We start from the raw sequence: 21,931 nt of genomic DNA on the forward strand, positions 1-21,931 counted from the left end.
AAATGAAACGACTTTCAACCTTTTTCTTTGGGCTTATTGTGCCCTTAATGATGCTTGCCCAAGGGTGGCCAAGCAATTACGGAGGCGTTATGCTTCAAGGTTTTTACTGGGACTCGCACGCCGATTCCAAATGGACTGTACTTGAAAGCCAAGCCGACGAACTTTCAAAGTTTTTCGACATCATCTGGGTTCCATTCTCAGGAAACTGTCAGAACGACAAGAGTATGGGATACAATCCTGTATGGTGGTTTGACAATACGAGTGGTTTCGGCAACGAAGCCGAACTGCGCTCGATGATTCAGGCCTACAAGAAGCGCGGAACTGCCATAATGGAGGATGTCGTGCTCAACCATAAGGGTGGTGTTAAAGACTGGTGCGACTTCGCTACCGAGCATTGGAACGGCAACGAAATTTCTTGGACGCTTGCCGATATTTGTGCAAACGACGACGGTGGCGACACTCGCAATCACGACTTTCTTGTCAGCGGCGCAAATGATGAGGGCGATGACTTCAAAGGTCTTCGCGACCTCGACCATACAAGTGCCAATGTGCAGAAGAACATAAAGCTCTATCTCGACTATCTGCTCAACGACCTCGGATACGGCGGCTTCCGCTATGATATGGTAAAGGGCTATGCAGCCTATTATGTAGGAATGTACAATGCTTCTGCGAAGCCTAAGTTCTCGGTAGGCGAGTATTGGGATGGCAATGCAGATGCTGTTAAAGGATGGATTACGAGAACAAGTGGTGCACCAAATTCTAACGGAGCAATACAGTCTGCCGCATTCGATTTCCCATTGAAGGACATCATCAACAGTCATTTCAATAATAATAACTTTACGGGCTTCTACGATAAAGGACTTGCCGGAAGAGAAGATATCAACCGATACAGCGTAACCTTCGTAGACAATCACGATACATACAGAGACGACAACAGGCTTAAAAACAACGTTTTGGCGGCAAACGCCTTTATTTTGGCTCTGCCCGGCACTCCCTGTATCTTCCTTCCTCACTGGCAGGCACACAAGGAAGAACTGAAAAAGATGATTATGGCACGCAAGGCTGCCGGAATTACCAACCAAAGTAAAGTGTATGACGAGCAGAAAGGCAACGGAAGCATCATTACCACGCAGGGATTAACAGGCAGCATCAAGATGATTGCAGGCTATGTAACAGATGCAGATCTCACAGGCTACACGCTTATTTCAACAGGCACAACTGAAAATCCGAACTACGCTTTCTACCTTAGCAACAATATTGTACCAGTCTACAATACGCTGATGGCTACTCAAGTGAACATTGCCGACGGTGCTTCGGAAGAAAAACTGCTCACCTACGACGCAAACGAACACACCGTTTACTTTGCGAACAATCAGAAATGGCCTGAAGTCTATGCGTGGGCGTGGGACGGCAACAACGAATCTCCCAATTATACTGGCGGCCATTGGCCCGGAACGAAGTGTACCAAGACGGATATGAAGACCAAGGAAGGCTACGAAATCTGGAAATGGACTTATACGGACACTATGAGCGACAATTCAAAAATTTTGTTCAACATAGGAAATGACCAGACTAAGACAAGCGATCAGGACTTTATCAACGGTGGATACTACAACGCCGGAGGCTTGACAGCAGAGGAAACTACGGCTATCAATTCGCTCATCGACCGCAATTTCACAGCCGGACAGCGCAGCACTATCTGCCTGCCGTTCAACCTTTCTGCCGAAGAACTCAAGACACTCAACGGAAAGGTGTATGAACTGGAGAGCGAGAACAGCGGCGTGCTCCGCTTCCGTGAGGTGGATGTACTGGAAGCATACAAGCCTTACATCTTCGTAGCCAATGCAACAGGCAAGAGTATGCAGCCATTGAAGAACAAGGAATGGCTGAAGGGCAATCCCATTACCGTAACGAAAGGCAATTTCTCGTTCAAGGGTACAATGGAGAAGATATCAGTGCGCCCCATCGCCTCGACAAACTATTTTGCCTACAATGCCGCTGACGGAAAATTCGTGAAGGCCGGCAAGGAATACGGCATCAGCGTGAAGCCTACCGTCTGCTATTTCTACAGCAATTCGGATGCACACGCAAAGCAGATGGTGCTCGAAGACAAGGTAAGCAACGCCATCGCAACCATAGAAGTGGAAACAACGGGCGACAATGCAACCTACAACATTGCCGGACAAAGAGTAGACGCGAACTACAAGGGCATCGTTATCCGTAATGGCAAAAAGTTTGTGAACAGATAAAAAGCTGCTTTCAGGAAGACAGACCAATGTTTTTGGCTTGTCTTCCATAAAGCAGAGCCAATCAAAAAGACAGAGATTATATTTAGATGAAGATGAAAAATAGAATAAAATATATTCAGCCGCAAATCAAATGCGTGGAACTTGATAACGAAACGATAATGGCAGCTTCCCCAATAACGCAAGACACGGATGAGGCAACCACACCGTCAGGTCCAATAGAAGCGGGAGGCAAGGAGACCGATATGTCTTTGAAGCCTTGGGAAGCATTTGAAGACTAACGTTTAAACAAAAAACAAAAGTCTGAAACAGAAGAATACAAGGAAATCGACAGACAAGTATTCCGTAAAGAACAATACAGGAAAAGCAAGTTCTTTACAATTTTTCTCGTCTGCTGGTTTCCTTGTTTTTATTTAGTCTATCCTTGAATTAGATTTTATTTCCTTATGCAAGTTCAAGATAGCTCTATCGTGAAAAGAATCCGAATTGCCTTAATTTTTCAATGGTTGGAAATAACGTCTTTTCCTTGCTCTAAAGGAAGCGATAACGCCAACAAATACCGGGCATAAATTTACATACGGTCAGACGAAAATTTATATACGGTCGGAAATTTACGGGGAACCGTATAGAAAAACATTTATATACGGTTGGAAATTTTGGGCTAACCGTATGCTTTTTCAAGCCTTCCGGGCAACTCACTTGTTGGCTTATTCCGAACGCTGGCGTAGCTTCAGGCGTTCCTTCAACTGCATCAGTTCGTCGTGTTTTTCCTCGCCTGCCTTGCGTCCGATGTCAATCATATCTGCAATGGCACTCGGCTTGAAACTCGTAACGCCGTAATCGCCGAGGTCGGGATTGATGTAGATGTCGGTATTTCTGCAATTCTCGTTGTACTTCCGAATGTCGGGACGCTCTGCCAACCATTGCAAAACGCCTCCCAGATTCTTGAGAAAGGCGAACGGCGACTTGTAATCGTCGTGCTTGTTCTGCGTCAGGTCGATGGCAATCACAATGTCGGCACCCATTCCCCGCACGATGTCTACGGGCAGATTGTTGATCATTCCTCCGTCCACAAGCACCATCGAGTCCATCCGAACCGGTTTGAAGCCACCCGGAATAGCCATACTCGCACGCATATTCCGTGCCAGACTGTCCGCATCCAACACTACCTGCTTTCGCCTTTTGACATCGAAAGCCACACATTGGAAGGGAATCCGTTCCCTTCTGGATGCTTTTCCGCTATATACAGGCGCATTCGCCACCAAGGAATCAAGGAAGTTGTAGATACGGTCGCCGCGCAAAAGCCCGAAACCCTTGCGGGGAACATTCGCGCCCTTCTTTCTCCTGACCGGAAAACCGAAGAGATAATACACGCCGCCTTCCTCCTTCAGCACGCGGCCGACGAGCGTTGTGTCGCGGTCTGTCAGCAAAGCGAGCCAGTTCTGCGAACGGAACAGCGTGTCGAGGTCGTCCGCACGATAGCCCACGCTGTACAGTCCGCCCACTATCGAGCCGATACTCGTCCCTGCAATATAGTCAATTGGTATTCCGGCACGCTCTATTTCCTTGAGAACACCCACCTGCGTGGCACCTTTCGCACCGCCTCCTCCGAGCACCAAACCTATCTTCGGCCGCTGTGCAGGCATCGGCAGGACGCAGCCAAGAAGCAAAAACGACAATAATATTCTCTTAATCATAGGGCAAATATACTGCTTTTCGGCAATACTGACCGAGGAAAATGAGTTTTTTATAACTTATTTGCGATTGAAAATCACTAACTTTGCAATGCCTCAGACATAAGAAGACAAGAAAACATTGCTATCAGCGCGTATGAACGACAGACGATTCCATCATTTAGAAGCACGACCGGCTGCTCTCCAAGAGTTGCTCCGAGTGGATTTTCCCCTGCGCGAGGGCAAGATGTTCGGCATTCTGCTCGTCGAGAAAGACGGCGAACTGGGCTATTTACAGGCCTATTCCGGACAAATGGAGGGAATAAGCGAGGAGGAGTTCGTGCCGCCGGTGTTCGACTATCTGCAACCCGACGGCTATTTCAAGCAGCACGAAGCGGAAATATCGGACATCAACAGACGGATTGCCGACATTGAGTCGTCGGAAGCGTATTTGCAGGCGCAGCGCAATCTTGAAAATACAAGGAGAGAAGCCACGATTGCCATCAATGCAAGAAAGGAAGAGATGGCAAGGGCAAAGGCATTGCGCGACAGACGGCGAGAATCGGGCGGCATCAGCGAGGAGGAGAGCCGGGAAATGACCCGACAGAGCCAGTTTCTAAAAGCCGAAGTGCACCGTGCCAAAAAGCATTTTTCCGAACTTTTGTCGCAAGCCGAAGCTGAACTGACGGCTTTCGGTCTGCAACTCTCACGACTGAAAAGCTCACGCAAACAAAAGTCCGACCAGCTTCAGCGTTGGCTTTTCTCCCAGTTCGTGCTTCTCAATGCCGACGGACAAGCCAAGAATCTCCTCGATATATTCCACGACTATTACATCGAGAACAGTCCCGCACGCACCCGGATTGCCCAAAACGCCCCGTTCAACGCTCCTTCGGTAAATGAAAAACTGGTCGGCGATGCGCTGTTGCCCCCATCCGGAGCCGGCGAATGCTGCGAACCCAAGCTCCTCCAATATGCCTTCCGCCACGGAATGAAAGCCCTCGAGATGGTTACTTTTTGGTTGGGACCGTCGCCGAAGAACGAAGTGCGGCAGCACGGACAGGTTTATCCTCCGTGCAACGGAAAGTGCAAGCCCATCCTCGACTGGATGCTGAAAGGCAGAAACATCTCTGTCTGTCAGCAGAACAACGCCGAAGCGCAGCCCTTAGAAGTGATTTACGAGGACGATGAAATCGCCGTCGTCAATAAACCGTCGGGTATGCTCTCCGTGCCCGGGCGAAGTTCGCAAGCGTCCGTTTACAGCATTATGAAGGAACGATGGGCTGATTGCGATAGTCCCGTCATTGTTCATCGGCTCGATATGGACACGAGCGGGCTGCTCATACTGGCGAAAGACAAGGCATCGCACGAGAATCTCCAGAAGCAATTCCTTGCACGAACCGTGAAGAAACGCTACGTGGCACTCCTTCCGCACTCCGTTCTCGACAGGAACGTGGCGCGCGAAGGCGTCATCAGTCTGCCGCTCCGCCCCGACGAGAACGACCGTCCCCGACAAATCGTGGACTTTCAGAACGGAAAACCGGCCACGACGCTCTACCGTTTCATCGGCGAAGTTGCATTTGGCAAAGCACAGACAGAGAAAGCCGTCAAGATAGAACTCCAACCATTGACGGGCAGAACCCACCAACTGCGCGTGCATTGCGCCCACACTCTCGGACTCGGCACGCCCATCATCGGCGATACGCTCTACGGCAAAAGCTCCGACCGGCTCTGTCTGCACGCCGAATCAATCGTATTCGTGCATCCGAAAACCGGCAGGGAAATGAAGTTTGAAGTGAAGAAATGGGAGAAATAAACACCCTATTTCGTCTTACAGCCCGTTTGTTTGTAAATATGCTTTACCGAAAAAAGGCTCTTGAAAATTTTCAATCTGGAGATTAAGAGCCGATTATTCCACGCTTGAGAAAGAAGAAAACGAAGAACAATCTGCATTCGTGCGAAGATTACAATACGGTTGTGCGAAGGTTGCAATGCGTTTGTGCGAAGAATGCAGTACAATCTTCGCACGAATATCACGCACTTCAGTGAAAAATAGGGTTATAAAAAGAACAAAAATCAAGGATAAATTGGTCTTTTCAGGAAGAATAGAAGAACGGATATTTTCCTCCGTTTGCAAGAAACATCATAGTATTCTTATTATCAGCACGTTATGAAAACGTCCAATAACGCTCATATTTGCCGACACGAAAATATTTTTTCAGAATATCGCCTTATTTTCGAGCCTTTTGTAAAGATTATTCACGCCTTTCGGCTATGCCTGTGCACAAATATTTTTTCCCTGTTCGCTTGCATATATCCGAAAAAATAAGTACGTTTGCACCATAACCAAACGATTACTGAAATGAAAACAAACAGACCACTTAGGGCATTTGTCCGTCTGACACTTGCCGTTGCTTTGCTCACAGCATCTGCCACTGACAGTTACGCACAGAATCTGCACAATGACTATTTTGCACAGAACGGCGTTATGTACTACCGAAACCAACCGATGATGAACGTTGATTTCAGAAGTTTCATCGAACTGGGCTTCGGATACGCCAAAGACCGCTTCAATGTATATTACCAAGGACTGATTCTGGAACACGTTGATCCGTTTACTTTCCGGCTGAAGCAGCCCGGCTACAATCCTGACGGCACTTATCATCCTTATGACAGACCATACCCGATGGGAGGCTATCAGGTAATGTCGAACAGCGTACTCTATAACGGACGGAAAATCAAGGATGCCAGCGCGTCCACTTTCAAGATACTGGAAGACGGCTATGCCAAGGACGCATTCGAGGCATACTATCTGGGCAACCGTATCAAGGACGCAAGTTCCAACTCGTTCCAATACCTCAGCGAGGGCTACGCCAAGGATGCGTTCAACGTGTACTATCTCGGAAAGGAAGTGAAGGATGCCAGTGCATCCACTTTCAAGGTGCTCGGCAACGGTTATGCCGAAGATGCCTTTGAAACCTTTTATCTCGGGAGGAAGATTGACTGAGTTCGGGATAATCCTGAACTCATAGATACAAGGAAACAAGCGAACAAGGCTACAAGGATAATGCCTTATTCCATCAAAAACTTTATTTCCTTGCTCCTTGTTTCTTTTTAAAACAGCTTTTACAGGATATTCAAATACCGCTCGAGAGGAATGCCCCGGTTCTTGTCTTCATTGTCCTTGTTGAGGTCGATGAGCTGATAAATGCCGTCCATTGCCTTTTGCGTGCTGTCGATGAGCGATTCGTCGTCGAGCAAGTGTCCGATGAGAATAGCCGAAAAGATGTCGCCCGTACCCGGGAAATGCACAGGAATTTCTGTATAGGGAAGGTTGAAATAGGAATCTTCCTTGTGATTATATCCGATTACGGAGGGTTGTCCGTCTATGGGAATCGAAGTAATGAGCACGGACTTCGCACCGATGCCGCGCAGTTTGCCGAGCAGCGTCTTCGCTTCTTCCTCGCTGACGCCCTTTTCATTGAAAGGCGTGTCAGTAAGGTAGCACGATTCCGTGTAATTCGGGAAACAAAGGTCTGCCACGCTGATCATTTCACGCATCGAATTGATGGTGGCCGGCGTTACGCCGTTGTAGAGTTTGCCCTCATCGCCCATAATGGGATCCACGAAAATCATTGTGCCTAATTCGGCCTGTTCGCGGCAATAGGCTGAAATCAACTTTGCCTGACGCTCGGATGCGATGAAGCCTGTGGCGATGGAATCGTAACGGAAGCCCAGTTCTTTCCATACCGGGAACACTTCCTTAATGTAGTCGGTCGTCTCGAGTATCTCGAATTTGCCGTAGTCCAGCGTGTTTGATACCAAAGCTGTGGGCAGATTGTAAACCGGGTGTCCGAGATAGGACAGGATAGGGAGCATTGCAGCCGTTGCCACCTTGCCGTATCCGGCCATATCGTTGATAAGAAGAATCTGTTTCTTGCGCATTGTCGTTGTTTTTTTCATACCAAACTCATGCAAACTCGTGCTATGAGCATATATCCATAGTGCGTCCGTATGCCGATGATGGGAATGCAAAGGTAGTGCAAACCGAAGGAAGAACAAAATAAAATGCCGTGTTTTGAATGACGGAGCTGTGTTTTTAGCATAAAAACACCGTACAGACAGATGCCATACGGTGTTTTTGGAAATGGCAATCGGATAAAATCGACTGCCATTCTCTTTTTTATAGAGAAACTATGATTGAAGTATCGGGATTACAATGTAACGCTGAGACCTACGTACCAAGTTGCGCCGTAGACCGGTGCATACATAAATGCCGCATCGTCGCCGTGCTTCTCATCCTGAAGATAGCTGAACACGTTCTTGCCACCGCCATAGACATTGAACGCACCAAGGCGTTTTGCAATGCGGCAGTTCCACAATGTGAAGGCATTTGTCTTCTTGATCTTTGAAGTTTTAGGCGCATCTTCAGAGTTGTAGTCGATATACATCTGACCCTGCAACGAACCGGTAACAGAGAACGACCAAGTACCCGGAGTGTATTCGAGGTTCAAGTCGCCCGTTGTTGATGGGAAACGAGAGATATAACGGCTTTCCTTAGCGTATGCGAGACGTTCAGGTGCTTCTTTGCATTCGTCGGATGTAGGGTCAGACCACTCTGAACGCTCGTGCTTGAACTTACCTTGATTGAACGTGAGGTTCAAACCTGCCGTAAAGTTTCTGAAAAGCTGAGCCTTCGCACCGAGTTCAACACCCTGAACATAGGCGTCGTCCACGTTTTCCCACTGATAGGTGTAGCCGAGTTTCTTCACTTCGTCGCTTGCCGGAGAGAACTGTATCTTGTCTTTCAAGTCTGTACGGAAGAGGTTTGCGCTCAACTGGAAGTTCTTTCCATAGTAGTCAGCCGATACGTTGTAGCTGATTGAGCGTTCGCCGTCGAGGCTTGAAGACTTCCATACACGTGGAGAACCGGAACAGAGGTGCAGGTCTTCAGAGAAACCGTAAGGCGCACGGTAGCCGGTACCGAAGTTGGCACGGAGCACCAATGAAGGATTTACCTCGTACTTGATGGCCAGACGCGGATTGATGGAAGTGTGGCTGAACTTTGTCTGTGGGAAGTTGCCGTCGAATACCTTCTTGCTTGAAGTGTATTCCTCGCCGGAGTTGTGGCTGTCGATGCGAATACCGGGCACAACTGTAAGGTTTGGAAGAATGTTCCATTCGTCCTGAACGAAGAATCCAAACTCATTTGCGTGCTTCTTTCCGAGCGATGTGTAAGCCTCGCCGAAGTATGTGCTCGTGCTGTCGTCTACACAGTAGAGACCTGTCTCACGCAAGCGTGTGAAATAGCCCTGAACACCTGCGAGCAGCGTGTGGTTGCCGAGGTTGGTAGTGAAAGTGAGAGAAGGAGTGAACGAATTTTCTCTTGCAAGATACGGACGCATCATTTCAACGTCGGGACTTTCGTTGTTGTGTGTCTTCTGATAGCTGCCGAGGAACGTGTCGTTGGTGGCATTGCGCTTGTGGTGCACATACGCCATAGCGAGGTTCAGCTCGGAACGGGAGCCTATTGGCAATGTATAAGCCAAATCAGCGGAAAGACGGTTGGTCTTGATGTTCTCCGTACCTGCTGAGAATGGGTTCAGATAGAGGTCGTCGGTCATTGTACCACCGATGCGCTGCTCGTCCATAGCCTTACCACGGATAACGAGTTTGTCGTTCTTGGCGAACGGATTATAGACGTAGAGACTCATTCCCACGTTGTTCATCTGACTGTAAACACGGTCTGAAACGCCGTCCTTGTGCTTAATCTCATCGCGTGTCATACCGTTCTGCGTATCATCAACAGCATCCATCTCCGTGCGCTGCGCCGTTACCATCAAACCAATGTTGTTGAAGCGCATAGAACCCGAACCCTTATAGTTCTTGAAGCCCCAGTTGCCGAACTGAACATCGCCGGTTATGGATGGTTCAAAGGTTGGTTCCTTTGAAATGATGTTGATAGCACCTGCAACGGCACTACTGCCGTAAAGCGCAGAACCTGCACCCTTCACTACTTCAAGACGGTCCACGTCGTTGGTACCCATCTGCTGCAAGCCGTAAACGCCTGCAAGACCTGAATAGATAGGTTCGCCGTCTACCAATACCTGTGTGTGCTCGGCACCGAGACCCTGCATACGCACCATAGAGAAGTTGCAGAACTGGCACTGCTGCTCTACACGGATGCCCGGAACGCCCTCCAATGCCTCGTAAAGGTTCTGTGCATTCTTGCGGTTGATGGCCGAAGAGGTGAGCACTTCGGTACGGATGGGCACATTCTTCACAAAGTGTTGCGTGCGGGTACCGGTAACTACTACCTGACTGAGTTCCAATGCGTCCTTGTTGAGCAGGAACGACACATTGACACTCTTTTCCTTTTCCATCATCACTTCAAGTTCCAGCTCCTGATAGCCGTCAAGACTGGCCACGATGGTCTGCTTTCCGACAGGCAGGTTCGCCATCTTGAAGTGTCCCGTAGCATCACACTTCGTGGTAAGGTTGGTACCTTTCACGGTAATAGTGGCATAAGCCAAATGGGCATTGCTTTCCTTTGCTTTTACGTCTCCGAAAAGCATTGCATCGGTCTTCTGCGCCATCGACACAACAGCGCAGAGCATACCTACGAATAAGATAAAGATTCTTTTCATAAAATGATTAATTCAATTGCAATTATTATTTTTATTGGGTGCAAAGGTAGGAAGAACATACGAGTACGACAATACCCAATAATGGGTAAAAAAAAGTTAATACACTATCAGAAACATAAGGTTAAGCCTTCAGATACCTAATATTTATGATAAAACTTTGCAGAACTCAACTCCATTTAACTGCGTATCATTCAACGACATTCGGATAAAATCAAATTTAAATAGTATCTTTGCAGCTCAAAAACTAATTAGAAAGAATAGAAGACAATGAAGAAAAACCTATGGATTATGGCTGCCGCCGCAACCGGTATGCTGTTTCTGGGCAGTTGCGGCACTACGCAAAAAAGCACTCCAACCACTAACGAACCCGTAACTGCCCCCATCGTGGTGGAAACTGTTGCGCCGGAACCGGAGATTATCAGCATTGCAGAGGCTGTGGAAATATTCCAAACCCCTGACAAAGCTGCCGAAATTGCCAAGAAATACGGCTACAAACTCACGAGTAATTACGAAATCTACCGACTCGACAAGTTCTCAAAGCTCTATTATAAGAATTGCCGACTTGCCAAAAAGCTCACAGCCGACAAATATGAGGATTATCCTAAGCCGCTGAAAAAGGGAATTTCGAGCTACGTTGCTTTCAGAAACAACGCCATAATAATAGGTGTGTTCAATCAAAAGGCCTACGACAACCTCGTGGCACAGGTAAAGGCAGCCGGGTTTACACTCGATATGGCTGGCAATGAGGACATTTACGTGAAGGGCGACAGGAAGATTGCCTGCTATGCAGACGGAAAAATGGTCAGAGTGCAGTAGGAAACAGGGCGCAGCAAGCACCGTATTTCCAAGCAGAATATCGAAATGTTAAAACGGATAATAATTATTTACAATGCCGTTTTCATAACTCCCGTATTTGAAAAATAAAATTTTTCATTTGCAAATATGCGAGTTTTTAGACTCACTTGTAATATACTGGCAATCAAATTATTACGATTTTGAATTAAAAATATAGTAAAAAAACATCGCAGAAAAAGCGAAATTCCGACGCATAAAAACGATATTTGGGAGAGAACAGAAGCACATCGGCATCTTGAGAATCGGACAAATGAATTTCGTTTGTGCGAAGAACGCACTATCATCTTCGCACGATTGATTTCCATTCTTCGCAAGAATAAAAACCTCCGTAATGGAATTGCAGAAAAAAGCGAGAGAACCTGATCCTTATTTTTCCAGAACAGAGTTTCCGGAAGTGTTAAAATCCTACCATTTTTATTTACAGTTCTGGGGCAGATTAAGTCTGAAACGGCAAGATAATAGCGAAACCGACTCGTTTGCCCGGCAACCCGGCAACTCGTCGGCTTATCAACTTGCCCTCAACCTGCCCCTAACTCGGATTGCACTATGCGTTTTTCATAAATTCCCTTTGCAGTTCCCCCGAATTACACTAACTTTGCAATCAGATAACAAATAATCAAGCATATATGGAAGAAAAGAAATTCAAGCGCACCACCGTTACGGCCGCATTGCCTTATGCCAACGGAGGTGTTCATATAGGCCACCTTGCCGGAGTCTATGTGCCTTCTGACATCTACGTCCGCTACTTGCGACTGAAGAAAGAGGAAGTAATCTTCATCGGAGGAAGCGACGAACACGGCGTGCCTATCACGCTGCGTGCCAAGAAAGAAGGCGTTACGCCACAGGACGTTTGCGACCGTTACCACAAGATGATCAAGGATTCCTTCGAGGAATTTGGCATTTCGTTCGATGTTTACAGCCGTACCACCAGCGAAATCCATCATAAATTCGCCTCAGATTTCTTCCGTAAGCTCTACGACGAGGGCAAACTCACGGAACAGGAAAGCGAACAGCTCTACGACGAGGAAGCTAAACAGTTCCTTGCCGACCGATACGTGATGGGCGAATGCCCCCATTGCCACAACGAGAATGCCTATGGTGACCAGTGCGAGAAGTGCGGCAGCGACCTCAGTCCTATGGAACTGATCAATCCCCGTTCCACCATTTCCGGTTCAAAGCCCGTAATCAAGAGCACCAAGAACTGGTATCTGCCGCTGAACGACTATCAGGAATGGCTCAAGCAGTGGATTCTCAACGAGCACAAGGAATGGCGTCCGAACGTTTACGGCCAGTGCAAGAGCTGGTTGGATATGGACTTGCAGCCCCGCGCTATGACGCGCGACCTCAACTGGGGTATTCCTGTACCCGTAGAAGGTGCTGAGGGCAAGGTGCTCTACGTATGGTTCGATGCGCCTATCGGATATATCTCGAACACGAAGGAACTCTGCGACCGCGAACCTGAGCGTTTCGGCACTTGGCAGAAGTGGTGGCAGGATCCGGAATCGCGTCTTGTACACTTCATCGGCAAGGACAACATCGTGTTCCATTGCGTCATCTTCCCGAGTATGCTCAAGGCACACGGCGACTATATACTGCCGGACAATGTGCCGTCCAACGAGTTCCTCAACCTTGAGAACGATAAAATATCCACAAGCCGCAACTGGGCTGTGTGGCTTCACGAGTATCTCCGCGACTTTGAAGGCAAGCAGGACGTGCTGCGCTACGTGCTTACGGCGAATGCTCCCGAGACAAAGGACAACAACTTTACGTGGAAGGATTTTCAGGAGCGCAACAACAGCGAGCTGGTAGCCGTGTACGGCAACTTCGTGAATCGTGCATTGCAGCTCACTTGGAAATATTGGAACGGCGTTGTGCCTGCGTGCGGCGAACTGCTCGACGTGGACAAGCAGGCAATTCAGGAATTTAAGGACGTGAAGGAGAAGGTGGAAGGCTATCTCGATGCGTTCAAGTTCCGCGAAGCACTCAAGGAAGCGATGAATCTGGCGCGTATCGGCAATAAGTACATCACTGAATGCGAGCCTTGGAAGGTGTGGAAGACCGACCCGAAGCGTGTCGAGACCATCCTCAACCTCTCTCTCCAGTTGGTTGCCAACCTCAGCATCGCCTTCGAACCGTTCCTTCCTTTCAGCAGCAAAGAGCTTCGCCGGATGATCAATATGACGGAATACGAATGGGCATCGCTCGGTTCTACCGACCTGCTCAAGGCCGGACATCAGCTCAATGAGGTGCATCTCCTCTTTGAAAAGATTGAGGACGACGCCATCAACGCACAGCTCCAGAAGCTCGAGGACACAAAGAAGGAGAACGAAGCAGCCAACTACAAGGCTGAACCTCTCAAGGCCGACATTCCTTTCGAGGACTTCGAGAAGCTCGACATCCGTGTAGGGCACATCATCAAGTGCGAGAAGGTAAAGAAGAGCAAGAAGCTCCTCCAGTTTACCATCGACGACGGTTCGGGCACAGAGCGTACCATTCTCAGCGGCATCGCTGCCTACTACGAGCCGGAACAGCTCACGGGCAAGGACGTGCTCTTCGTTGCCAACTTCGCGCCCCGTAAAATGATGGGCATCGAAAGCCAAGGTATGATTCTTTCAGCCGTCAATTTCGATGGTTCGCTTACTGTAACGACTACGATGGGCGAAGTAAAGCCGGGCAGTCAGGTGGGTTAAGCACACCGGAATTACCCCCTCCGGGGCATATCAGTCCCGACAGCAGCTATCCTCTATCAAAAAAATCATCCTCATCAGCTCCTGATAAAGCCGATGAGGATGATTCCTTTGGGGAGAGAAACGAGGGAATTATCCCTGCATCCCTTTTCCATTAATATCACATTCAAGAAATAAACACCAATCATTTAAATACGATGAAGACGGCATTCACTTTACTGCTATTTATCTTTGCAGGCATCCTTGCACTCTCTTCCAGTACAGGTAACATCGAAGAAGACGTCAAGCTGCAATTATTGAAGTACATAACTGTGTAATCTCAACTGTGTCAAGGCTCAAATCCTTTATTCACTTCCATCCGTGGATAATACGATTTTTCTTTACATTACATTTATTGGTCAATAAGGTATACCAACATTGCAATCCTATTGATTTACAACCATTTACACACGAACTTAAATTGCAATGCAATCTTCGCAAGAATGGAAATAGAAAATTTATCCATTGATTATCAGTCATTTATGGTGGTTGTGAAAAATAAAACAAGTTGAGAAGAGAGAAAGTAGAGAAGGAAGCCAGTTGATAGTGAAAGTGAACCAATGTGCTTTACTGTTTATCCCACCGTTTAAGCACCATTTTTCTTTGTTTTCTTGAATTTTCGAGGCGATTTCCCCTTTCTCCCTAATAATATATAAATATCTCGTATTTATTTTGTTATACGATTAACTTGCAGTAACTTTGTAGTCTTTAAATCAATTTCAGTATAAATTTAGGATATGGCGTATTTATTTTCATCGGAATCGGTATCAGAGGGACATCCTGACAAAGTTGCTGACCAGATCAGCGACGCATTGCTCGACCAGTTTTTGGCTTACGACAAGAATGCCCGCTGTGCGATTGAGACTTTCAACACTACGGGACAGGTGGCTATTATGGGCGAGGTACGTTCTTCACAGTATATCGATCTTCCTACGATTGCCCGTAACACAATCAATAAAATAGGTTATACAAAGGCTGAATATCAGTTCGATGGCAATAGCTGCGGCATTCTTTCCGCTATCCACGAGCAGAGTTCAGACATCAATCGTGGTGTGGACAACGGCGATGAGGACAATCAGGGTGCCGGCGATCAGGGAATGATGTTCGGCTATGCCTGCAACGAGACAGACAACTATATGCCTGTTACGCTCGATTTGGCGCACCTTCTTATGAGCACCTTGGCTGATATCCGCAAGGAAGGCAGGGAAATGCTTTATCTGCGTCCGGATTCAAAGAGTCAGGTTACGGTGGAATTCAGCGACGACAACATACCACAGCGCATCGTTACTATTGTGGTTTCAACCCAACACGACGATTTCATCAAGCCGGCTGATAACACGGTGGAGGCTCAACTGAAGGCCGACAAACAGATGTTGGATAAGATTTACGAGGATGTGGTCAATATCCTGATGCCACGTGTGAAGGCACAGATTACATCTGATAAGGTGCTTGCACTCTTCAACGATGATATTCAATACCACGTGAACCCTACGGGCAAGTTCGTTATCGGCGGTCCTCACGGCGATACCGGTCTTACCGGCCGAAAGATTATCGTAGATACCTATGGAGGTAAGGGAGCACACGGTGGTGGTGCTTTCTCAGGTAAGGATTCATCAAAGGTAGACCGTTCGGCAGCCTACGCGGCACGCTACATCGCAAAAAATATGGTTGCGGCGGGAGTGAGCGACGAGGTGCTCGTGCAGTTGGCCTATGCCATCGGCGTTGCAGAGCCGGTAAGCGTGTATGTGAACACTTACGGCCGTTCACACGTGAATATGACAGACGGCGAGATTGCCGAAAAGCTCAAGGCAATGTTCGACCTTCGTCCGAAGGCTATCGAACGCCAGTTGAACCTCCGTCAGCCGATGTATCTCGAAACGGCTGCCTATGGCCACATGGGGCGCAAGAACGAGAAGGTAATGAAGACTTTCGAGAGTCATTATCACGAAAAGAAAGAAATTGAAGTGGAGCTGTTTACTTGGGAGAAACTCGACCGGGTAGACGAAATAAAGAAGGCTTTCGGTCTTTAAATAAACTATGGCGAAGACGGACTCAACAGCAATCCCGCCATATACCGCAAGTGTAAACCGGCAAGAGAGCACAGCAGGGCAGGACACAACTGCCACCTCTATGCTGCTGATGAAAGATAGTGTGGCGCAGACTGAATCATATCAGTCTGCGAACTCGCATCTTATGGATTCCTTTGATCTCCCGGGTTTCAGTCTTTTCGGCAAGGAAATGAAGGGATTGGACGGGTTTTTCAACAAGGATTCCGAACTTGGTTCCCAAATGGGAACCGTACACGATGGCGTTTTGGGCGATCCTGCACCGTACAGTGTCAGCAATGATGATACTGTTGCCGGTGCATTGCTCGTTTGTTTCGCCTTGGCAATGCTTGCCGCTTCGATGTCGCGCAACTTCATATTGCGCCAACTGAAAGGCTTGTTCCATCTTCCCCACCGGCGCACGAACGTGGGCGAGACGGCCTACGAGGTGCGTTTCCAGTTGTTTTTGGTGGTGCAGACGGCACTTATGTTCAGCATTACCTATTATCTCTACAATCGCAGCCTTACCGGCGGTTCGTATATCTTCGATTCGCAGTTGCTTGTCATGGGCATCTACTTCGCCATCTTCCTTGGCTATTTTCTCATTCGGTATTTGTTGTATTCCGTTGTAAACTGGGTTTATTTCCCACGCAGGAGCAATATTCAGTGGGCGCAGTTCCGCCTCTTCCTCACATCGGTGGAGGGAGTGCTGCTCTTTCCCGGCGTTCTGCTGCTGATATATTTCGGAGTATCAATAGAATATGCGCTGATTTACGTTGCAACTGTTGTGATTCTGACCAAAATACTCACCTTTTATCAAGGGTTTGTAATCTTTTTCAAAAGAACAAATGTCAGTTTGCAAATAATTTTGTACTTTTGTGCCCTTGAATTAATGCCATTGACGGCATTGTTGGGCATCTTGACATATACAGGTAACTATTTGACTATAAATTTTTAAGATACGATGATAAAAAAAATCTTGGTATCACAGCCTAAACCGGCTAGCGATAAGTCGCCATACTACGACATTGCTAAGGAACTTGGTGTTGATTTGGTGTTCAGACCATTCTTCAAGGTTGAGGGATTATCTGCAAAAGAGTTCCGTCAGCAGAAGATTAATCTGCTCGATTACACGGCTGTGGTATTCACTTCGCGCCACGCAATTGACAATTACTTCAAGTTGGCGCAGGAAATGCGCATTACCATTCCTGAAACGATGAAGTATTTCTGTGTTATTGAGACGATAGCACTGTATATACAGAAGTATGTCCAATACAGAAAGCGCAAGGTTTTCTTCGGCGATTCAGGAAAGATTGACAGTCTGATACCACAGATGGTCAAGCATAAGGACGAGAAATATCTCATACCTCAAAGCTCCGTTCACAACGATGCCATCAACGACTTGCTTACAAGCAACAAACTCAAGCATAAGGAGTGCGTGATGTATCGCACCGTGAGCAACGACCTGACCGAAGAGGAGAAGAAATCGTTCGACTACGACATGCTCGTTTTCTTCAGTCCGACCGGCGTTCGTGCGCTGAAGGACAATATGCCGGACTTTGTTCAGGGCGATATTAAGATTGCGGCGTTTGGTCCTGCTACTGCAAAGGAAGTGATAGATCAGGGACTTCGTCTCGATCTCGAGGCTCCTTCAAAGGAATATCCTTCGATGACCGGTGCTTTGCGCGCTTTCTTGGAAAAGAACAATAAGTAAGTTGGAATCTTTTCCAACCTGTTCTTTGTTTTCAAAAACCAATTAATTTCCAACAGATTATGCCTACTCTCCACAGCAATACATTCCGAAAGGAGGAACGGCTATGCAGCAAGAAGCTCATAGACACGCTCTTTTGTGGAGGAGGCAGCAAGTCGCTCGCTGCATTTCCACTAAGGGCAGTCTATCTGGAAATGAAAACAGCCTGTGAGAAAGCAAGTCCCGTCTGTGAGGAAGCGAAAACAGTCTGCGTTGAAGCGGAAGACAGTTCGGATTCCATCGCAGCATCAGACGTAAAAGCAGCAGAAAGCCATCATCCTCAAGTGCAGATGCTCGTGAGTGTTCCGAAAAAGCACTTCAAGAGAGCCGTGAAGCGCAACAGGGTAAAGCGGCAGGTGCGGGAAGCCTATCGCAAGAATAAGACTATCTTGCTCGACAAACTGTCGGAAAATCCCGACAAGCACATTTTGCTTGCCTTCATCTGGTTGGCCGACGAACTGTACGGTACGGCAGAAATTGAGGCAAAAGTATGCAATCTGTTGCAGCGAATCTCTGAAAGAATCTAAGCGTAAGAGGATGAAGAAGATGTGGATACATAGAATACTTCGCTTTGTTTCAAGCCTATTTACTTGGTTACTTCTCTTGCCGATACTCTTTTATCAGCGATTCATAACTCCCTTTACGCCGCCTTCGTGCCGTTTCACACCCACCTGCTCCGAGTATGCCCGGCAGGCTTTGAAGAAACACGGCCCGATCAAGGGACTGGCACTGGCCGTCTGGCGGATATTGAGATGCAATCCTTGGGGTGGAAGTGGGTACGATCCCGTTCCGTAAGTTGTCCGAAAGACGCCCCTCACTATTAAATAGTAATTAGCCCGTTGTGGCTTAAAAATCATTCAATGATGAAAAACTTTGTTGAAGAACTTCGTTGGCGCGGTATGGTAGCGCAGATAATGCCGGGTACGGAAGAATTTCTTATGAAAGGTATGGCATCGGCTTACCTCGGTACCGACCCGACAGCCGATTCACTGCACATCGGACACCTTTGCGGTATTATGATGTTGCGCCATTTCCAGCAGTGTGGACACAAGCCTTATCTCCTTGTTGGTGGAGCTACGGGTATGATCGGCGACCCTTCCGGCAAGAGTCAGGAGCGCAATCTCCTCGATGCCGACACGCTTTATCACAATCAGGAAGCCATCAAGAAGCAGGTGAGCAAGTTCCTCGACTTTGAAGGTACAGGGGAAAATAAAGCCGAACTGGTGAACAATTACGACTGGATGAAGGACTTTTCGTTCCTTGAATTTGCCCGTGTCGTAGGCAAGCACATTACCGTTAATTATATGATGGCGAAGGACAGCGTGAAGAAGCGTCTCAGTGGCGAATCCCGCGACGGTCTTTCATTCACGGAGTTCACATATCAGTTGCTCCAAGGCTACGATTTCCTTTACCAGTATGAGAAGTACGGCGTGAAGTTGCAGTTGGGCGGCAACGACCAGTGGGGTAATATGACCACCGGTACCGAGCTTATCCGCCGCACACTCGGCAACGAGGCTGACTCATATTGCCTCACTTGCCCATTGATAACAAAGGCCGACGGCACGAAGTTCGGCAAGACGGAGGGTGGAAACATTTGGCTGGACCGCAACCGCACTACTCCTTACGTGTTCTATCAGTTCTGGCTGAACGTAAGCGATGCCGATGCTGAAAAGTATATCAAGATTTTCACGTCTCTGGATAAGGAAACCATCGACAGTCTCATTGCCGAACACAATGTAGACCCTGCACGCCGTATCCTTCAGCGTCGTCTGGCAGAGGAAGTTACTCGTATGGTTCACTCTCAGGAAGACCTCGATATGGCCATTGCTGCCTCAAACATCCTCTTCGGAAAAGCTACGAAGGAAAACCTTCTCGAGCTTGACGAGCAGACATTCAACGATGTTTTCAAGGACGTGCCTCACTACGAAGTGTCTAAGGAACTTATCGGTCAGCCGGCAGTAGAGTTGTTCAATCAGGAAGGTATGCAGATTTTCCCAAGCAAGAGCGAGATGCGCAAGCTCGTAAAGGGCGGTGGCGTGTCGCTCAACAAGGAGAAGCTCGCTGCTTTCGATCAGGTAATCACATCCGAAGACCTCATCGCCGGCAAGTATCTTCTCGTTCAGAAGGGCAAGAAGAACTACTTCCTCGTTACCGTGAAGTAAAGAAAACGGTTCATAACCTGACATTCAAGGAGTCGGCTTTCTGCAATAAGGAAAGCCGGCTTCTTGCTTTTGCAGCGTATGGGTTTCGCAATAGGGAGTGATGAAAACGCAGCGTATGCAAACTAACATTTTGCTAAAATATACATTAAAAATTTGGTAAAACACCCAAAAAGCACTATCTTTGCAGCGCAATTGTCCTATGGTGTAATGGTAGCACTACAGTTTTTGGTTCTGTCAGTGGTGGTTCGAGTCCGCCTGGGACAACAGAAATAGGGAATAAGCCGTTTGGTTTGTTCCCTGTTTTGTTTTATTCCTGTTCCTCTTTTCCGATAAAAATATATCAAAGTAAAGTTATGGCAGCATAATATCTGTCTGGTAAGTTCTCAATAAAAGTGGAATGAATTTAGGTAGTTTCGCAAATATATAATGTCTTTTAAACTATTGAAAATCATTGGATAAATTTATGTATTCCTATTCTTCGCAAAAATGGAAACCCACTTTTTATCCATTGGTTTTCAACTACTTACAAAACATCACTATACTTGAAAAGGAAGTCGTTTGAAGTTTGGGAAAGTATGCCTAATCTGAATTGCAATGCGCTCAAAATTAATATTTCTCTCATAATTTCCTCATTATTGTTTTCAGCAAAAAGTCAGGAAATCGTTCGGGAAATTCAGGTCATTTGATAAACGCTGAAGCCTCCTTTGCACCTTTGCAAAGGAGGCTTCAGCAGTTTATATACATTTCTTCCTCGGATAGCTTTCGTTTGCCCGACAGCCATAAGACCGGAGCTTGAAAGGCTTGAGGATGTGGGTTTCCTACAATGTGTACAATACTTGAATCACAGTCTGGCCTACGGCCTGAAGCGTATTCCTGTCGATGTGCTCCATCGTGTCGTTAATGGTGTGCCAAGTCGGGCCGAATGAAGAACCTCCGTAGCCCGGATAATAAGGAATGATATCAATAGTCTTGATCTTTGCATTCTCATTCAGGGGATAGTGGTCGTCGGTTACCATTCCTCCTTCCTGATCTGGGAAATAGCTTCCGTATCCGGCAGCCTTAGATGCAGCCCAAACCCTGTCCACAATATCGGGTGCATATCTGTTGGAAAGCCCCTCCTTATAAAAGTTTGCGCCTTCGCCACCCACCATATCGAGAAGAATGCCGAACTCGGGATTGAAGCCGGCAGGCAGATTCTTCGAGAAATAGGCAGAGCCCAACGCCCAACTGTCGCCCGAATCCTGAACATTGGTTTCCCAAGTAGGTACACCCCAGTCCTCGGCATCGAAGCAAACAAAATCAACACCGATGTTCAGCGTAGAGTCTGCTTGTAAAAGGCGTGCAATCTCAATCATCACAGCCACGCCCGACGCACCGTCGTTGGCTGCCATTACGGGTTTCTTGTGGTTAGCGGAGTCCGGATCATTGTCTGCCCACGGACGACTGTCCCAGTGTGCACAGAGCATTATGCGACGCTGAGCCGACGGATTGGTGCTCGCAATAATGTTTGTAGACTTCAGTATTGTGCCGTCGTAGCCTTTCAGGTCGGCTTTCTGCGTCTGCACTTCGCAGCCATATTGCTTGAACTTGCCGATAATCCATTCCCCACACTTCTCGTGTGCGTCGGAATTCATCGTGCGTGGCCCAAATTCGCACTGCGCAGCCGTATAGGCATAGGCTGAATCGGGGTTGAACTTAGGTCCTACGGGTTCTGCCTCGGTGGTTGTTTCCGTTGCAGTTGTATTATTCTTCTGCCCATTGCAGCCGGATGCAAAAACCGTCAGCGCGATGAGTGCTGTAAGATTTAAAAGAAATTTTGCTTTCATATTG

16 protein-coding genes and 1 tRNA gene are annotated in these 21,931 nt (G+C 47.6%); 13 read left to right on the forward strand and 4 right to left on the reverse strand.

Annotated features, from left to right (window positions below; genetic code table 11):
* Positions 1-2 precede the first annotated feature (2 nt).
* Together P150_RS0106705 and P150_RS0106710 are read left to right on the forward strand one after the other, a co-directional pair.
* Positions 3-2,249, forward strand: a complete 2,247-nt coding sequence (locus P150_RS0106705) for an alpha-amylase family glycosyl hydrolase (RefSeq protein WP_028897011.1) — start codon at positions 3-5, stop codon at positions 2,247-2,249.
* Between the two features lie 92 nt (positions 2,250-2,341).
* A complete protein-coding gene (locus P150_RS0106710) occupies positions 2,342-2,527 on the forward strand; it encodes a hypothetical protein (RefSeq protein ID WP_155952963.1) in 186 nt (61 codons plus the stop codon).
* Between the two features lie 426 nt (positions 2,528-2,953).
* Here P150_RS0106710 and P150_RS0106715 read toward each other — a convergent pair whose 3' ends face one another.
* On the reverse strand, positions 2,954-3,943 hold the full coding sequence (locus P150_RS0106715) for a patatin-like phospholipase family protein (RefSeq protein WP_028897013.1): 990 nt from the start codon (positions 3,941-3,943) through the stop codon (positions 2,954-2,956).
* Positions 3,944-4,076: 133 nt separating this feature from the next.
* Here P150_RS0106715 and P150_RS0106720 point away from each other — a divergent pair, with 133 nt between their 5' ends.
* Complete coding sequence (locus tag P150_RS0106720; RefSeq protein ID WP_051617582.1) at positions 4,077-5,732, forward strand: RluA family pseudouridine synthase; 1,656 nt, start codon at positions 4,077-4,079, stop codon at positions 5,730-5,732.
* A gap of 546 nt (positions 5,733-6,278) precedes the next feature.
* Positions 6,279-6,923 (forward strand): DKNYY domain-containing protein, encoded by a 645-nt coding sequence (locus P150_RS0106725; protein WP_036932103.1) that lies wholly within the window; start codon positions 6,279-6,281, stop codon positions 6,921-6,923.
* Between the two features lie 119 nt (positions 6,924-7,042).
* Here the strand turns inward: P150_RS0106725 and P150_RS0106730 are convergent, their stop codons facing one another.
* Entirely contained in the window at positions 7,043-7,861 is an 819-nt protein-coding gene (locus P150_RS0106730) for a pyridoxamine kinase (protein WP_028897016.1), read from the reverse strand.
* Positions 7,862-8,130: 269 nt separating this feature from the next.
* Positions 8,131-10,563 (reverse strand): TonB-dependent receptor, encoded by a 2,433-nt coding sequence (locus P150_RS0106735; RefSeq protein WP_028897017.1) that lies wholly within the window; start codon positions 10,561-10,563, stop codon positions 8,131-8,133.
* A 267-nt stretch (positions 10,564-10,830) separates the two neighbouring features.
* Here P150_RS0106735 and P150_RS0106740 point away from each other — a divergent pair, with 267 nt between their 5' ends.
* The 9 genes from P150_RS0106740 to P150_RS0106785 all read left to right on the forward strand — a co-directional run bounded on the left by P150_RS0106740 (position 10,831) and on the right by P150_RS0106785 (position 20,365).
* Positions 10,831-11,379: a hypothetical protein gene (locus P150_RS0106740; RefSeq protein WP_028897018.1), complete on the forward strand. Its 549-nt coding sequence runs from the start codon at positions 10,831-10,833 to the stop codon at positions 11,377-11,379.
* A 665-nt stretch (positions 11,380-12,044) separates the two neighbouring features.
* The gene (gene metG / locus P150_RS0106750; RefSeq protein ID WP_028897020.1) at positions 12,045-14,108 is read left to right on the forward strand and encodes a methionine--tRNA ligase; all 2,064 of its coding nucleotides are present in this window, start codon (positions 12,045-12,047) and stop codon (positions 14,106-14,108) included.
* A 773-nt stretch (positions 14,109-14,881) separates the two neighbouring features.
* Complete coding sequence (gene metK, locus P150_RS0106760; protein ID WP_028897021.1) at positions 14,882-16,174, forward strand: methionine adenosyltransferase; 1,293 nt, start codon at positions 14,882-14,884, stop codon at positions 16,172-16,174.
* 7 nt (positions 16,175-16,181) lie between these two features.
* Entirely contained in the window at positions 16,182-17,147 is a 966-nt protein-coding gene (locus P150_RS0106765; protein ID WP_028897022.1) for a DUF4271 domain-containing protein, read from the forward strand.
* Between the two features lie 6 nt (positions 17,148-17,153).
* Positions 17,154-17,903, forward strand: a complete 750-nt coding sequence (locus tag P150_RS0106770; RefSeq protein WP_028897023.1) for a uroporphyrinogen-III synthase — start codon at positions 17,154-17,156, stop codon at positions 17,901-17,903.
* 59 nt (positions 17,904-17,962) lie between these two features.
* Positions 17,963-18,466 (forward strand): ribonuclease P protein component, encoded by a 504-nt coding sequence (locus tag P150_RS0106775; protein ID WP_028897024.1) that lies wholly within the window; start codon positions 17,963-17,965, stop codon positions 18,464-18,466.
* A gap of 10 nt (positions 18,467-18,476) precedes the next feature.
* Positions 18,477-18,734: a membrane protein insertion efficiency factor YidD gene (gene yidD / locus P150_RS17070; RefSeq protein WP_231477582.1), complete on the forward strand. Its 258-nt coding sequence runs from the start codon at positions 18,477-18,479 to the stop codon at positions 18,732-18,734.
* Between the two features lie 68 nt (positions 18,735-18,802).
* On the forward strand, positions 18,803-20,101 hold the full coding sequence (tyrS, locus tag P150_RS0106780; RefSeq protein ID WP_028897025.1) for a tyrosine--tRNA ligase: 1,299 nt from the start codon (positions 18,803-18,805) through the stop codon (positions 20,099-20,101).
* A 193-nt stretch (positions 20,102-20,294) separates the two neighbouring features.
* Positions 20,295-20,365 (forward strand) — tRNA-Gln (locus P150_RS0106785).
* A 554-nt stretch (positions 20,366-20,919) separates the two neighbouring features.
* Here the strand turns inward: P150_RS0106785 and P150_RS0106790 are convergent.
* Positions 20,920-21,927 carry a M28 family peptidase gene (locus P150_RS0106790; RefSeq protein ID WP_028897026.1) on the reverse strand — a complete coding sequence of 336 codons (1,008 nt, stop codon included), beginning with the start codon at positions 21,925-21,927 and terminating at the stop codon, positions 20,920-20,922.
* Positions 21,928-21,931: the final 4 nt, after the last annotated feature.

The organism is Prevotella sp. HUN102 (genome assembly GCF_000688375.1).
In the GTDB taxonomy this organism is placed as follows: domain Bacteria; phylum Bacteroidota; class Bacteroidia; order Bacteroidales; family Bacteroidaceae; genus Prevotella.

Bases quoted from the DNA above. Each gene is read 5' to 3' on its own strand.
- P150_RS0106705 (WP_028897011.1), top strand. From the start codon at position 3: ATGAAACGACTTTCAACCTTTTTCTTTGGGCTTATTGTGCCCTTAATG.
- P150_RS0106710 (WP_155952963.1), top strand. From the start codon at position 2,342: ATGAAAAATAGAATAAAATATATTCAGCCGCAAATCAAATGCGTGGAA.
- P150_RS0106715 (WP_028897013.1), bottom strand. From the start codon at position 3,943: ATGATTAAGAGAATATTATTGTCGTTTTTGCTTCTTGGCTGCGTCCTG.
- P150_RS0106720 (WP_051617582.1), top strand. From the start codon at position 4,077: ATGAACGACAGACGATTCCATCATTTAGAAGCACGACCGGCTGCTCTC.
- P150_RS0106725 (WP_036932103.1), top strand. From the start codon at position 6,279: ATGAAAACAAACAGACCACTTAGGGCATTTGTCCGTCTGACACTTGCC.
- P150_RS0106730 (WP_028897016.1), bottom strand. From the start codon at position 7,861: ATGCGCAAGAAACAGATTCTTCTTATCAACGATATGGCCGGATACGGC.
- P150_RS0106735 (WP_028897017.1), bottom strand. From the start codon at position 10,563: ATGAAAAGAATCTTTATCTTATTCGTAGGTATGCTCTGCGCTGTTGTG.
- P150_RS0106740 (WP_028897018.1), top strand. From the start codon at position 10,831: ATGAAGAAAAACCTATGGATTATGGCTGCCGCCGCAACCGGTATGCTG.
- metG (WP_028897020.1), top strand. From the start codon at position 12,045: ATGGAAGAAAAGAAATTCAAGCGCACCACCGTTACGGCCGCATTGCCT.
- metK (WP_028897021.1), top strand. From the start codon at position 14,882: ATGGCGTATTTATTTTCATCGGAATCGGTATCAGAGGGACATCCTGAC.
- P150_RS0106765 (WP_028897022.1), top strand. From the start codon at position 16,182: ATGGCGAAGACGGACTCAACAGCAATCCCGCCATATACCGCAAGTGTA.
- P150_RS0106770 (WP_028897023.1), top strand. From the start codon at position 17,154: ATGATAAAAAAAATCTTGGTATCACAGCCTAAACCGGCTAGCGATAAG.
- P150_RS0106775 (WP_028897024.1), top strand. From the start codon at position 17,963: ATGCCTACTCTCCACAGCAATACATTCCGAAAGGAGGAACGGCTATGC.
- yidD (WP_231477582.1), top strand. From the start codon at position 18,477: ATGAAGAAGATGTGGATACATAGAATACTTCGCTTTGTTTCAAGCCTA.
- tyrS (WP_028897025.1), top strand. From the start codon at position 18,803: ATGAAAAACTTTGTTGAAGAACTTCGTTGGCGCGGTATGGTAGCGCAG.
- P150_RS0106790 (WP_028897026.1), bottom strand. From the start codon at position 21,927: ATGAAAGCAAAATTTCTTTTAAATCTTACAGCACTCATCGCGCTGACG.